This is a genomic window from Halovivax cerinus (assembly GCF_024498195.1).
In the GTDB taxonomy this organism is placed as follows: Archaea; Halobacteriota; Halobacteria; order Halobacteriales; family Natrialbaceae; genus Halovivax; species Halovivax cerinus.
Genome location: NZ_CP101824.1, coordinates 1,632,317 through 1,644,862 on the forward strand (window position 1 = coordinate 1,632,317; position 12,546 = coordinate 1,644,862).

At 66.8% G+C, this 12,546-nt stretch carries 14 protein-coding genes; 8 read left to right on the forward strand and 6 right to left on the reverse strand.

The features are described from left to right. Positions 1 to 8 precede the first annotated feature (8 nt). On the reverse strand, positions 9 to 1,220 hold the full coding sequence (gene lhgO, locus NO366_RS07490) for an L-2-hydroxyglutarate oxidase (RefSeq protein ID WP_256533705.1): 1,212 nt from the start codon (positions 1,218 to 1,220) through the stop codon (positions 9 to 11). Positions 1,221 to 1,668: 448 nt separating this feature from the next. Here lhgO and NO366_RS07495 point away from each other — a divergent pair, with 448 nt between their 5' ends. Further along, positions 1,669 to 1,800: a hypothetical protein gene (locus NO366_RS07495; RefSeq protein ID WP_256533706.1), complete on the forward strand. Its 132-nt coding sequence runs from the start codon at positions 1,669 to 1,671 to the stop codon at positions 1,798 to 1,800. Between the two features lie 153 nt (positions 1,801 to 1,953). Here NO366_RS07495 and NO366_RS07500 read toward each other — a convergent pair whose 3' ends face one another. From NO366_RS07500 to NO366_RS07520, 5 genes are all read right to left on the reverse strand, one after another. Next, positions 1,954 to 3,270, reverse strand: a complete 1,317-nt coding sequence (locus NO366_RS07500; RefSeq protein ID WP_256533707.1) for a hypothetical protein — start codon at positions 3,268 to 3,270, stop codon at positions 1,954 to 1,956. Further along, positions 3,267 to 3,863, reverse strand: coding sequence for a hypothetical protein (locus NO366_RS07505; RefSeq protein WP_256533708.1), 597 nt, complete (start codon positions 3,861 to 3,863; stop codon positions 3,267 to 3,269). Before NO366_RS07505 ends, NO366_RS07500 begins: the two co-directional genes overlap by 4 nt. 132 nt (positions 3,864 to 3,995) lie before the next feature. Then, positions 3,996 to 4,658, reverse strand: coding sequence for a hypothetical protein (locus NO366_RS07510; protein WP_256533709.1), 663 nt, complete (start codon positions 4,656 to 4,658; stop codon positions 3,996 to 3,998). A gap of 206 nt (positions 4,659 to 4,864) precedes the next feature. Next, a complete protein-coding gene (locus tag NO366_RS07515) occupies positions 4,865 to 5,659 on the reverse strand; it encodes a CHRD domain-containing protein (protein ID WP_256533710.1) in 795 nt (264 codons plus the stop codon). A gap of 234 nt (positions 5,660 to 5,893) precedes the next feature. Beyond that, entirely contained in the window at positions 5,894 to 6,301 is a 408-nt protein-coding gene (locus tag NO366_RS07520) for a hypothetical protein (RefSeq protein WP_256533711.1), read from the reverse strand. A gap of 234 nt (positions 6,302 to 6,535) precedes the next feature. Here NO366_RS07520 and NO366_RS07525 point away from each other — a divergent pair, with 234 nt between their 5' ends. The 7 genes from NO366_RS07525 (at position 6,536) to NO366_RS07555 (ending at position 12,513) form a co-directional block, all read left to right on the forward strand. Next, the gene (locus NO366_RS07525) at positions 6,536 to 6,796 is read left to right on the forward strand and encodes a hypothetical protein (RefSeq protein ID WP_256533712.1); all 261 of its coding nucleotides are present in this window, start codon (positions 6,536 to 6,538) and stop codon (positions 6,794 to 6,796) included. 229 nt (positions 6,797 to 7,025) lie between these two features. Beyond that, entirely contained in the window at positions 7,026 to 7,382 is a 357-nt protein-coding gene (locus NO366_RS07530; RefSeq protein ID WP_256533713.1) for a DUF7344 domain-containing protein, read from the forward strand. Between the two features lie 192 nt (positions 7,383 to 7,574). Then, on the forward strand, positions 7,575 to 8,726 hold the full coding sequence (locus tag NO366_RS07535) for an NAD(P)/FAD-dependent oxidoreductase (protein ID WP_256533714.1): 1,152 nt from the start codon (positions 7,575 to 7,577) through the stop codon (positions 8,724 to 8,726). Positions 8,727 to 8,792: 66 nt separating this feature from the next. After that, positions 8,793 to 9,221, forward strand: coding sequence for a universal stress protein (locus tag NO366_RS07540; RefSeq protein WP_256533715.1), 429 nt, complete (start codon positions 8,793 to 8,795; stop codon positions 9,219 to 9,221). 121 nt (positions 9,222 to 9,342) lie between these two features. Next, complete coding sequence (locus tag NO366_RS07545; protein WP_256533716.1) at positions 9,343 to 9,537, forward strand: HVO_2922 family protein; 195 nt, start codon at positions 9,343 to 9,345, stop codon at positions 9,535 to 9,537. Positions 9,538 to 9,718: 181 nt separating this feature from the next. Further along, complete coding sequence (locus NO366_RS07550) at positions 9,719 to 11,035, forward strand: sodium:calcium antiporter (RefSeq protein WP_256533717.1); 1,317 nt, start codon at positions 9,719 to 9,721, stop codon at positions 11,033 to 11,035. A gap of 116 nt (positions 11,036 to 11,151) precedes the next feature. Further along, positions 11,152 to 12,513 (forward strand): NAD-dependent succinate-semialdehyde dehydrogenase, encoded by a 1,362-nt coding sequence (locus tag NO366_RS07555; RefSeq protein ID WP_256533718.1) that lies wholly within the window; start codon positions 11,152 to 11,154, stop codon positions 12,511 to 12,513. Positions 12,514 to 12,546: the final 33 nt, after the last annotated feature.

Genomic DNA, 12,546 nt, shown 5'->3' on the forward strand with positions numbered 1-12,546 from the left:
CCAACCGACTACACCGCCTCGAAGTTCTCGATGATGCGGTCGGCGAGGTGGTCGCCGAGGGGGAGCGAGCAGGTCAGCCCGGGCGAGACCGCGTTGAGCACGTGCGTCGAGGCGTCCGTGTGTCGAACGACTGGGTCTTTGACGAGGTCGCCGTCCGCACTCACGAGCTGGGCGCGGATGCCGGCGTAGCTCTTCGTGACGTCGTCGGCCGAGAGGGAGGGAACGAGGCGTCGGGCCGCCTCGACGAACGCCGTCTTGCGGTAGGACTTGTTTACCTCGGTGGCGGCGACCCGGAGCATCTTTGGGTCCGAGACGAGGCGTCGGAAGCCACGGTACCCGAGGATCTCGACGAGGTCGCGTGGATTCACGTCCGTGTTGGTGTAGGCCTCCCGACCGAGGGCGAGCACCGCGTTCGGCCCGACGATGACCGTGCCGTCGGTCCGTCGGGTGTAGTGGACGCCGAGGAACGGCAATTCGGGATCCGGCGTCGGGTAGATCATCGACCGACAGAGTTCCCGCCGGTCGGGAACGACCTCGTAGTACTCCCCACGGAACGGGATCACCTGGAGGTCCGTCCCGACGTCGAAGGCGTCGGCGACGCGATCGGCGTGTAATCCCGCGCAATTGACGACGTACCGCGCGTTCAGCCGTCCCGAGGAGGTCCGGAGTCGAAAGCCGTCGCGGGTCGGCGAGACGCCCTCGACGCGCGTGTCGGTGTAGAAGTCGACGCCTGTGGCTCTCGCGTCCCTCGCCAGCGAGTAGACGTACTGCTGGGCGTCGATCGACGCCGCCGCTGGTGCGACGAGCGCGGCCTGGCCGGCGGCGTGGGGTTCGTACGACTCGATGGCGTCGGCTCCGCGGAGCAACTCGGCTTCGACGCCGTTCGCGTCGGCCTGCCGTTGGAGGTCGCGTAGTCGACGCTCCTCGGCGTCGGACTGGGCGACGACGAGGACGCCGTCGTTCGCTATCGGGACATCGTTCTCGGCTGCGTAGGTCTTCATCCGTCGCGTCCCCTCGGTCGCGAACCGAGCCTTCAGCGACCCCGGTTCGTAGTTGAATCCCGGGTGGAGGACGCCCGAATTCCGACCGCTCTGGTGGACGGCGAGGTGGTGTTCTTTCTCCACCACCGCCACGTCGAGTGCGGACGCCGTCGACAGCGAGCGGGCGACCGAACACCCGATGCAACCGCCCCCGATGATGACGATGTCGTGTGTCGACACGTTGGGGGCGATGCGGTCGCGGACGATAAGTGTACTCACCTGGGGACTCACTCGTGTGCGGAGTGCCGTCGGCCGACAGTAGGCTGGACGATCGAGCCGCTGTTCAGGAAACGCTTCGTCCCTGACCTGACTCCGAACTGGGTCACTCCGTCGATACATCAGAGCGGTCCTCCTCCACTTTCATCTCCTCCGTCTCCTCCTTCTCCACTCCCTTCTCCTCCGTCTCCACTTTCATCACCCCCACCACAATCCCACATCTTCACCTCCTCCTCTCCTCGGTGGAATCGTCGCTCTCACCACCGGTTGCCGCTCGTTCCCCTGTAATTCCCGGACAGGACCGATGCGTGTTCACAGTCCCGCCCGAGATTCGCCTTTTAGCCACACAGAGGCATATTGATGGATTTACACTAGTCGATAATTTTTATACGGTGCAGTATGCAACAGGTGTATGCCCATGAACGAGTTACTCGTCGTGGCGGAGCCAGCAATCGAACTGCTGACGACCATCGACTTCGTCTGGGGCTTCGAGGTCGCCGACGTCGAACTGTTCAAGCGCGTGTCGTCGTACGGCGGGCCCTGATCGGGTTCGACGACGAAAGTGAGCCGCGTCAGTCCTCGCTTGGCCGACGCGGAGTCGAGGCCGGCATCCACGGAGTGTCACGACACCGTCGGGATTTCAGTGGCCGGTATCGCCTCGCCCGGAGAATACGGTGGCAGTAGCCGTCGGATTCGATCAGGTTAGCAGCGCGACGAGTCGGTCCGTCGCGTCCGGAACCGACCGCGCCTGTGCGGTCGCGATGGCGTACAGGGCGATCATTTCGACCGCGGTCGGTTCGGGCAGGTACGAGGCGTCGTCTTCGGCCTGTTCGTCGGCGTTTCGAATACGCCAGTACGCGTATTCGAGTCCACTGTCGACGAGCGCCGGGTGCGCGGCGTCCGCCCGGCCCGATTCGAGGGCCGCCACCGCATCCGCTCGCGCCGTTCGAACCGCCGAGCCGTCGTCCGGGCGATCGAGTCCGCCGTCCGCGACGATCGCCCGGATCCGATCGAGCGCCCCCAGCAGGATCTCGACCCGGTACAGGTCGACGAGTACCTTCGCGAACCGGTCCGCCTCACGCGACTCGCTCGCGTGCTCGAACGTCGACCGGATTTCCCGGACGAGTACCTCCCCGACTCGCCGTCTCGGCGTTTCCTCGACCGGTGCGTCGAACAGGTCCTCGGCGACAGTACGCGACCGCTCCGGAAGGTCGGCGACGCGGTCTGCGAGGTCGTCGTGGAGCGTCGTCGTCGCCTCCCTGAACTCGTCGTCGAACGAACGCGGGTCGTCGAGTCCGTCGGCGTGTCGGTCCCCGAGGTGCTGGGCCTGGTCCAGTCTGGCGGCACCCGTCTCGAGACGCTCGTCGAGTTCACCGACGGCCCGAGCCTCGGCGTAGCCGTCCGCAATCGCGCCCGTCCGGAGTCGCTCGACCGCGAGCGCGGCCACCCGGAGTTCCTCTTCGACTCGTTCGTAGACGACCAGCGACGGGATCGGTTCTTCGCCGATCCGTTCGAACGCCGCCGCCTCCCGGACCCGCGTTTCGAGTGCGTCCACCTCGTCCAGTGCGTCGGCCCGCGTCCGGTTCCCGACGGCGGCGGCGACGGTACCGGCCGCGTGGGCGGCGCTCTCGCGCGCCCGGCGCAACGGCCGCAAGGCCGCCAGGTTCGTCGAGGCGTCTCTCACGTACGTCAGCCCCTCTCGCGCGCTCTCGCGCTCTCGATCGACGTACCGTCGCACGGCTTCGTTGGGAATCTTCGCGTCGAGGTCGTCGGGAATCGACGCCAGCAGGGAGTCGACGCGGTCGATTCCCGCGTCGACGTACTCGTCGGTCACGGTGAGAGGGAACGCATCAAGCGGGGCCGGACCGTCGACGCTCGCGATTTCCAGCAGCGTCGACCCTTCGACGTCGATCGGCGGCGGTTCGTCCGCGAAGCGATCGGTACACCCCGCGAGAGACGTGAGACCAAGCGCGCCACCGGTGAGTGCGCGGCGACGAGACAGTCGGTGGGTCATTCGGAATCACCGTCGGCGGCCGGCTGGCCTGGCGGGTGGTTACAGCCCGAGCTGGTGGTGATCGTCCCCGGGTACGGCCCGTTCTCGAACGTGACGGGAACTTCGATCGCCGTTACCTGCCGGTAGGTGTCGTCGACACTGCACTCGAACGAGGCATCGTGAAATCGCTGGCAGAACTCGATCGACAGCTCGTCGTCGGCTCGACGCTCGACGAGTTCGACGACCAGCTGGTGACAGGCGCGGGTCCGGTTGTCGGTCAGGAGGCCGGTCGCCTCGTCGAAGTCGATGGCCCGGAGGAACGCGAGCGGGTCGGCCGCGTCGTCGTCCGCCGCGAGCGGGTCAGCTTGCAATTCGAACTCGTCGACATCCGCGTCGGACGTGACGGAGTAAAGCGGCCCGCGTTCCCCATCGAGCACCGGGTCCGTCACGTCGAACCAGTACCTGCGGACCGCGAGGTCGGTGAACACGTCGTCCGGGTCGGGGTGTGGCTGTTGCGGCTGATCGAATGGGTCGGTGCCGTCAGTACAACCGGCCAGCAGCGCGAGCGTCCCGGTGGCGAGACCGAGATACTCGCGGCGGGTGGGGAGGGCCATGAACGAACGCTCTCCGGTTACTTTTCTACCAAAATACTATATTTGTTCCGGACGAATGCGGAGTTAAATCCACGAATTCCGGCGACGCCGCCGGCGCTAAGCGTAGGCACGCGGTGCGACCGGGCGACGCGGTCACTCCGATCTGGAGGCGTCGATCTCCTCGACGAACACCTGCCCGTCCGTGTCCAGGTCGTCGTACGCGACCGGTGGCTCCCACTCGGTGTAGTTGAATGGCTCCGTGAGGACGTGATAGCCGTTCGGCGTCGCTCGCGTCGACGCGACCGTCGTCTGCGTCTCCAGTGCGGCCGTGAACGTCTGGATCTCGGCTTCGGTGACGTCGTCGACGTCGAACTGGAAGTACTGGTCGTCCCGCACCGTCGGGCTGTGAAGCGCACTCTTCCAGCGCGAGTCGATCTCGCCGAGCTTCGGGGCGGCGTGGTCGTCGCCAGCGACGAGGTCGCGGATCCAGCCGTTCATCTCGTCGCGGAACTCGAAGTACGCGTCCAGCGTGTTCCGCGCGTTCACCGTGAGGTAGATCCGGAACACGAGGTCGTGTCGGGTGAGTAACGCCCGAAGGTCGTCGTACTGTCGCCTGACGTCATCGGCGTCGCGGAGGACGCGTCGGTGGACGACTTCGTCGGCACCCGTGAGATCGTCGTTGTGCGTCGCCCGCGCGATGGCCATGAGGATGTACGCCCGGTAGTCACCGAACTCGCACCAGTCCGTGATGGTCTCGACTGGGTCAGCTCTCGCGGCGTCTCCTCGTCGAAACGTATCGCCGCTCCCGTCCGTCATACCATCACCACGGCGACCGATCGTCGTATCGGTTTCTATCGACTCACCTGGCTCGGCACGGAGACCGAGCGCGACGGACGACCGTGCGGTCGAAGGCCCAACTCACCACGAACGCGAGCCGCTGGCGAAGTCGATCGCCGCGTTCGACGGTGCCGCGTTCGATCGATGGAGGGGTCCGGACCCGTCGGGCGGCCGCCGTCGACCGTTCAGTCGCCGTATCCACCGTCGTCGCCACTTTCGTTGCCGCCGGATTCGTCGCCGGTGGCGCTCTCGTTTCCGTCACCATCGCCGTCCTGGTCGTCGTCACCGACGCTCTCGTTTCCGTCACCATCGCTGTCTCCCGAAGCGTCGTCATCCTGGCCATCGCCCCCCGCGGCGTCGTCCATATCGGTGCCGCTCAGCATGTCGACTACGTCGGTTACGGACAGGAGCTGGCCCCTGATCTCACCGCCGGGGTTCGCCTCCGTGTGGACGTTCACGTAGGTGTCGCCGCTCGCGATCCGGTCTACGAGGGCGTCCAGTCGCTGGCCCTCAACCTCCTCGGTGAGGTGCTCCTCGGTGATCGTCCCGGTGGCCAGAATGCCGTCGTAGCGGCCTTCCTCCAGCCCGGGCTCGGTGGCGTCGGGGCCGGGATAGAGCCAGACTGCGACCGGGCCGTCCTCGCCCGCAGCGCCCAGGTGGATGTGCGCCTGCGTTGCGTCTTCGATCGCGGTGACGAGCACCGCGTACTGGAGTTCGCTTCGATCCCCGTTCGCGCTGACCACCGCGCCACCCGCCGCCACGGTGTCGATATCCGTGGTCTGCTGGTCGCCGGTCAGCGCCGCCACGTACAACTCGGCTTGCTCGTCGCCGTCGTCTTGCGCCGCGGCGGGGATGGTCGATACTCCCAGCCCCGCACCGACGGCCGTCGCCGCTCCGATCGCCAGCGCGCCCCGCCGGTGTACCTCCATCGATCCGTCTCGCTTCGATACGGCCGTCTCCGCTGATGTGTCGTCGTGCATGTGTTCACCGCCCCACTGATCGGATCACGGGCCCTTCAAAGAGGACTACGGACCGTTTCACGATACACGAGCCATTGCCGACGGGTCGCCGCTCGATCCGCCGTCGTACGATCGCTATCGACGATCGACTATGACTCGTTACCGGGTGACAATACCGCACTACCAGCGGCCGTTCGCTCCCTTTCCCGGTCGCGTTCCTGGTCGCACCGGTCTTTCCTCAGCTTGCAGCTGTTCTCACGTCCGTTCGGACCGGACCAGCTGTTCTCGTCTGCAGCCGTGTGGAACCGCCCGTCGCCCTGGGCTCTCGGGGGTTTCCGACTCGGCCTCGTACGAACAGCGATCCCCGCAGTCGCCGCTACAAACGCAACCGTTCCCGAACCCGAGTCCCGGTCGACCGCACCCGTCGCAGCAGCCGACTTGCGTGAAGACGCCCACGGCGCCGAGGAGACCGATCCTGCGGACCAGGAGTCCGGACGTGGGTTCGAAGACCGTGATCGCGATCGTCTCTCGACCCACGACTCCCAGGCTGATTCCGGCGAGCCCGCCGGCGAGGACGTTCACCAGGACGGTGATGCCCATGCTGTCGCGGATCAACGCGACGAGTCGCGATGGTCCCCCTCGGTCCCCTGCCGTCGCTGTCATACGTCCGATTCGCCGGTCCCGTGCTATCTCTTGGTGCCCATCTCGGGCGCTCGCGGTCGCGGTAGCCGTCTCGTCGGCTTCGAGACTCGTCTCGACTCGTCGGTTGCGACACCCGTTTCGGCGGGCGGACCGTCGCCGCTCGTCGTGGTGTTCGGTCGCCGACGCGGTTATCGTGGTGCCCGCCCTGGAAGGTGTGCGAGTGCGGCGACATCGTCCCGTCCTCGCCCTCCACAGATGCACGACACCGATCCCACAGGGACCACTGGACCCAGCACGGCACCCGACGCCACGAAGCCACCCGCCGACCCGACAGAGACCTTCGAGACCCGGCTCGCCGAAGTGATCTTCTCCGCGTACGGCCGGGGCGCGGCCGTCGAGACCACACTCGAGATCGACGGGCCGACGTCCGACGCGCCGGACTGGCTCGTGACGATCGAGAAACGTCCGCCCGCCGAGCGGACGTACAACCCGACGTTGCTCGACGACGATGTCTGACGCCCGTCCGCATTTTTCGTACGAACCCGTCGATCACCGTTCTACCGCGTTGTAGACGCCGAAAACCGTGACTGACCGGAAACGTTGATTGTTTGTTTTACTGTCTATTTATCGGATACAAACCCTTATGGTACTCCGTACCACACGTGGTGGTACCCCCTACGTTGCTGACGTCGGTACGCGAGACGGGTCGACGGCGCGTCGGGTCGGTACGGCACCACCATCAATTATGATCCCTCAAACGAGCGACCCCAACAGGCTGGACGACGAGAACCAAGAGATCCCCCCGGAGCGGCTATTTCGAGCGTTCGCGAACGACCGGCGGCAGCGAGTCGTGGCCTACCTGGCAGGGAAGACCGCGGCGATACCGATCGGCGACCTCGCGGAGTACGTGGCAATCACCGAGGGACAGCCCACGCAAGAGCGGTACGAGCGTGTGCTCACCGCACTGGCGCACAACCACCTCCCGCACCTGCAAGACGCGGGCCTCGTCCGGTACGACGCACTCGCGGAGACGGTCGAATGTACCGCCTCGCGAAGCGTGATCGATCCGTACCTCGACCTCGCCGGCCACGCGGTCGAGTAGCCACGAACGAACAGATCCTGGCGGTCTCGATCCATTCCGGGGCCGCGGTCCTCGCGCGTCGAAAGACGGGACAGGACCGCCCGAGCAGTCCGGAACCACCTGACCAGTCCCGAAGCGCCCGGGCAGTCCCGAATCGGGTGAACGGTCCCGAAGCGCCTGAACCCTTACGGGGTCCGGGGACGAATCGATCGCATGGACGTCGGAATCGTGGGCGGCGGGATCGTCGGCCTCTCCGCGGCGCACGCCCTCGCCGAACGCGGCGCGACAGTGGCCCTCTACGAACGTGGTGCGCTGGGGACCGGGAGCACCGCCCGGTCGGCGGGCGGGATCCGCTCGCAGTTCTCGACGCCGGTCAACGTCTCGCTCTCGCGGGCCAGCAAACGCGTCTGGAACGACTTCGAGGGGCGCTTCGGCGTGGACATCGAGTATCGAAAGTGCGGCTACCTGTTTCTCGCGCGGTCCGACGCGACCGCCGAGCGGCTCCACGAGACCGTCGGGATGCAGCGGGAACTGGGGGCGACCAGCGAGTACGTCGACCCGATCGAGGCGACCGAGTACTGCCCTGGGCTCGATCCGGAGCCGTTCGTCGGCGCGACGTACGGCCCTGACGACGGGTTCGCGGATCCGAACCTCGCGGTCCAGGGCTACGCGACGGCGGCCCGCGAGGCCGGCGTCGAGATCCGGACGGGGACGACCGTCACCGACCTTCGTCGCGACGGTGACCGCGTAGTCGGGCTCGAGGTCGACGGGACGGAGCGGTGCAACGCGGACTACGTCGTCAACGCCGCGGGCGCATGGGCCGGTCGCATCGCCCAACTGGCCGGGATCGACCTCCCGATCGCGCCGCGTCGGCGCCAGATCGCGATCGTGGAGCCGGAAACGCCAGTTCCGGAGACCGTCCCGCTGACGATCGATCTGGAGACGGGGTCGTACTTCCGACCCGAGCGCGCGGGGATCGCCCTCGTCGGCGGGCACTTCGGCGACGCCGATCCGGACGTCGATCCCGACCGGTTCGACGACGGGATGGACGTCGCGTGGGCGGCCACCGCCGTCGAACACGCGGCCGACTACACCGGGTACTTCGGGCCGGAGACGCGGATCCGCCGGGGTTGGTCGGGGCTGTACGCCGTCACGCCGGACCACCATCCCATCGTCGACGAGACGCTCCCGGGGCTCGTGACCGCTGCGGGCTTTTCGGGTCACGGCTTTCAACACGCACCGGCTACGGGCCGACTCGTGGCCGAACTCGTCCTCGACGGCGATGCGTCACTCGTCGACGTCTCGGCCCTCGACGGCGACCGGTTCGATCGCGGCGAGACCGCGACGGAGCGCCACGTCGCCTGACCGTACGGGTCGGACTCGGTTTCCGTCGCCCCGTACTTCTATATCCCAGGCCCGACAGTCTCCGGTATGGTGTCGCGTATTCTCGTGCCGTTCGACGCGAGCGCGCCGTCCGAGGCCGCGCTGCGGTTCGCGTTCGAGCAGTTCCCGGACGCGTCGGTCGCGGTCCTCCACGTCGTCGAACCGTTCGCGGATCACACGGACGCTGGCAGCGAACACGACCGCCACCGGTGGCGAGAGCGAGCGACCGGGATGGCCGAGGAGCACTTCGACGAGGCGCGGGCGATCGCCACCGAGTACGACGCCTCGATCGAGACGGACTGGCGGTACGGCCGGCCGGGCCACGAGGTCGTCGCTCACGCCGCGACCGGTGACTACGATCACGTCGTGATGGGCAGCCACGGCCGTAGCGGCATCGAGCGTCTCATGCTCGGCAGCGTCGCCGAGACGACGATCCGGCGCGCGGGCGTCCCGGTGACGGTCATCCCGGAGACGTGACCGGCCGACCCGGGTCGCGACCCGCCACGGTCGGACTGCGTCACCTATTCACAATCGTCCCGATACGGACCTGCGCTGGCGACCCGGGGCTATTAGTGCCGACGGCCTGCATCGGGACGGTATGAGTAACTCGGCAACCTTCGAAGTGTTTCGCGACCGTGCGGACGAGTGGCGCTGGCGACTCGTCGCGAGGAACGGCCGAATCATCGCCGATAGCGGCGAGGGATACACCTCGAAACAAGGAGCCGAGCGCGGCATCGAGAGCGTGAAACGGAGTGCGGCCGACGCGACCGTCGAGTACCTCCCCGAGGACTGATTGCCCCGCATCTCCCCCTGTATCGGCCGGAATTGACTCTGTGAGTGCCTCTACGGTGACTTCTCCCGATTGGCCGGCAACTGGGGCGTTCGTGCGTCCTGCCCGTTCTCGACGCTGTCTGTGGCGATCGAGCGAATATCTTGTGGATTATATATTGGGGGCGTCCAGTCACCACTGATCAATGTCACGCCGGTTGCGCCACCCGCTCGTCGCGGTCGCCGTTACGGTTCTGTTGACCGTTCCCTGGCTCGGTACGTTCTTCTCGTACGGCGGCTACGGCACCGTTCATCCCGGTGCTAACATCGGTGCGGGGATCGCCGTCCTCGTCGCTGGTGCGTCGATTCTGGGCGCGTCGTTCCTGCTGGCGTGGGCCGCGGAAACGGCCGAGAAGGACGTCCCACGGGCGTTTGCCATCGCCGTCCTGGCCGTGCTGGCGGTCGCCCCGGAGTACGCGGTCGACGCGCTCTACGCCTGGCAGGCCGGCGCCGGCGATCCTGAGGCGGCCAACCTCGCCGTCGCGAACATGACCGGCGCGAACCGGATCCTCATCGGTCTCGGCTGGTCCGGGATCGCCCTCTACAGCATTTATCGTGCTCGTGGTGGCTCGGACCCGGCGGTCGACCACCGGAACGGTTTTCTCACCGACGTCGTCACGCTGGACCGGGACCTCTCCCTCGAGATCGTCTTCTTGCTCGCGGCGACGGCGGTCGCCTTCTTCGTCCCCCTCGCCGGTGGCATCGGCATCGTGGACACGGTCGTCCTCGTCGGCCTCTACGTGACCTATCTCGTCGTGATCGTCCGCGGCGACGTCGAGGAACCGGAGGAGCACGGCGGCGTTCCCGCGTATTTCCAGCAGTACCCGAAACTCGGCCGCGCTGCGGTCGTCCTCGGGGGCTTTGCCTTCTCCGGGGCGATCATCTTCACCGCGGTCCACCCGTTTGCGGAAGGGTTGGAGCAGGTCGGGATTCAGAACGGCATCCCGGAATTCTTCATGATTCAGTGGTTGGCGCCGCTGGCATCCGAGAGCCCGGAACTCATCGTCGTCGCCTATCTGGTGAACAAGGCGCGGACGACCGCGGGCTTTAACGCGCTCATCTCGTCGAAGTTGAATCAGTGGACGCTCCTCATCGGGACGCTCGCCATCGTCTACTCCATCTCCGCGGGCGCGGTCGAGGCGCTCCCGTTCGACTCGAAACAGGCCGCCGAGATCTGGATCACGGCCGCCCAGAGCTTCTTCGCCATCGCGATCCTGACCAACTTCGAGATCAGTACTCGCGAGGCGGTCGGCCTGCTCGGCCTGTTCCTCTCGCAGGTGCTCGTCGAGTTCTTCATTATCCAGACGTACGCCGAATCGACAGCCAACGAGCTCAGTATGCTCGTCCTCTACGCCTACACGGCCGTCTACGTCGTCCTCGGGATCGCCCTCTTCGTCGCCCGCCGTGAGAGCGTCGGGGCGCTGTTCGCCCGCTCGGCACGGACGGTTCGCGACGCGATGTGAGGACTTCGGCGGCCCGACCGATCACACCGTACTCGGTACGACGGCCGATCGAAACGACTCGCCGACGCGTGCCGTCGAGGGAACACTGATAGGCCTGTCCGTGTAACCTCCGCGACATGGAGACGACGAACCCGGCGACGAACGAACGAATCGACACCTACGAGGCCGATTCGGCGGACGACGTCGATGCGGCGCTCGACCGCGCGACCGACGCGTACGCAGACTGGCGCGACGTTCCGATGCGCGACCGCCAGGAGCTGCTCGTCAACGCGGCGGAAATCCTTCGCGATCGCAAGCGAGAGTTTGCCGAACTGATGACCCGGGAGATGGGCAAACCGATCTCGCAGGCCGAGAGCGAGGTGGAGAAGTGCGCGTGGGGGTGTGAACACTACGCCGAGTACGCCGAAGCCTATCTCGCCGACGAGTACTACCCCAGCCCGCCGGGAACGACGGCCAAGACGCAGTACGACCCGATCGGCCCCGTCCTGGCGGTCATGCCGTGGAACTACCCCTTCTGGCAGGTGTTTCGCTTCGCCGCGCCGTCGCTCGCTGCGGGCAACGTCGGGCTGTTAAAACACGCCTCGAACGTTCCCGGCTGTGCGCTCGCGATCGAGGAGATCTTCCGCGAGGCGGGCTTCCCCGAGGGCGTCTTCCAGTCACTGCTCATCCCCTCCGATCTCGTGGACGACATCGTCGAGGACGAGCGCGTCCGCGCGGCGACGCTCACCGGGAGCGGCCCGGCGGGTCGCGCCGTGGCGCAGACTGCTGGCGACCAGTTGAAACCGACCGTCCTCGAACTCGGCGGGAGCGACCCGTTCGTCGTCTTCGACGACGCCGACCTCGACGCGGCCGCCGAGACCGGCGCACTGGCGCGAAACTTGAACGGCGGTCAGTCCTGTATCGCCGCCAAGCGCTTCATCGTCCACGAGTCCGTCGCCGAGGCGTTCACCGAGAAACTCGTCGACGAGATCGAGGCGCTCACCGTCGGCGATCCGATGGACGAAGACACCGACGTGGGCCCACAGTCGAGCGAGGGGGCGATGGAACACCTCCACGAACAGGTCGAGGCGAGCGTCGAGGCCGGCGCGACCGTTCTCGCGGGCGGCGAACCGATGGACCGGGAGGGCGCGTTCTACCCGCCGACGGTCCTGACCGACATCCCGGCCAACTGTCCGGCCGACAGCGAGGAACTCTTCGGGCCCGTCGCATCGGTCTTCACGGTCGAGGACGAGGCCGAAGCCATCGAGAAGGCCAACGACACGCGCTTCGGACTCGGCGCGTCCATCTGGACCGAAGACCGCGACCGTGGCGAGCGCGTCGCCGGCCGGATCGACGCCGGCTGTACCTTCATCAACCAGCTCACGAAGTCCGACCCGCGCGTCCCCTTCGGCGGCGTCAAGGACTCCGGCTACGGCCGTGAACTCTCGAAGGAGGGCATTCACGAGTTCGTCAACCGCAAGACCGTCTGGATCGAGTGAGCGCCGAGTCCCCGGTCGCTACCCGGCCACTAC

Bases quoted from the DNA above. Each gene is read 5' to 3' on its own strand.
- NO366_RS07495 (WP_256533706.1), top strand. From the start codon at position 1,669: ATGCCCATGAACGAGTTACTCGTCGTGGCGGAGCCAGCAATCGAACTG.
- NO366_RS07500 (WP_256533707.1), bottom strand. From the start codon at position 3,270: ATGACCCACCGACTGTCTCGTCGCCGCGCACTCACCGGTGGCGCGCTT.
- NO366_RS07505 (WP_256533708.1), bottom strand. From the start codon at position 3,863: ATGGCCCTCCCCACCCGCCGCGAGTATCTCGGTCTCGCCACCGGGACG.
- NO366_RS07510 (WP_256533709.1), bottom strand. From the start codon at position 4,658: ATGACGGACGGGAGCGGCGATACGTTTCGACGAGGAGACGCCGCGAGA.
- NO366_RS07515 (WP_256533710.1), bottom strand. From the start codon at position 5,659: ATGCACGACGACACATCAGCGGAGACGGCCGTATCGAAGCGAGACGGA.
- NO366_RS07520 (WP_256533711.1), bottom strand. From the start codon at position 6,301: ATGACAGCGACGGCAGGGGACCGAGGGGGACCATCGCGACTCGTCGCG.
- NO366_RS07525 (WP_256533712.1), top strand. From the start codon at position 6,536: ATGCACGACACCGATCCCACAGGGACCACTGGACCCAGCACGGCACCC.
- NO366_RS07530 (WP_256533713.1), top strand. From the start codon at position 7,026: ATGATCCCTCAAACGAGCGACCCCAACAGGCTGGACGACGAGAACCAA.
- NO366_RS07535 (WP_256533714.1), top strand. From the start codon at position 7,575: ATGGACGTCGGAATCGTGGGCGGCGGGATCGTCGGCCTCTCCGCGGCG.
- NO366_RS07540 (WP_256533715.1), top strand. From the start codon at position 8,793: ATGGTGTCGCGTATTCTCGTGCCGTTCGACGCGAGCGCGCCGTCCGAG.
- NO366_RS07545 (WP_256533716.1), top strand. From the start codon at position 9,343: ATGAGTAACTCGGCAACCTTCGAAGTGTTTCGCGACCGTGCGGACGAG.
- NO366_RS07550 (WP_256533717.1), top strand. From the start codon at position 9,719: ATGTCACGCCGGTTGCGCCACCCGCTCGTCGCGGTCGCCGTTACGGTT.
- NO366_RS07555 (WP_256533718.1), top strand. From the start codon at position 11,152: ATGGAGACGACGAACCCGGCGACGAACGAACGAATCGACACCTACGAG.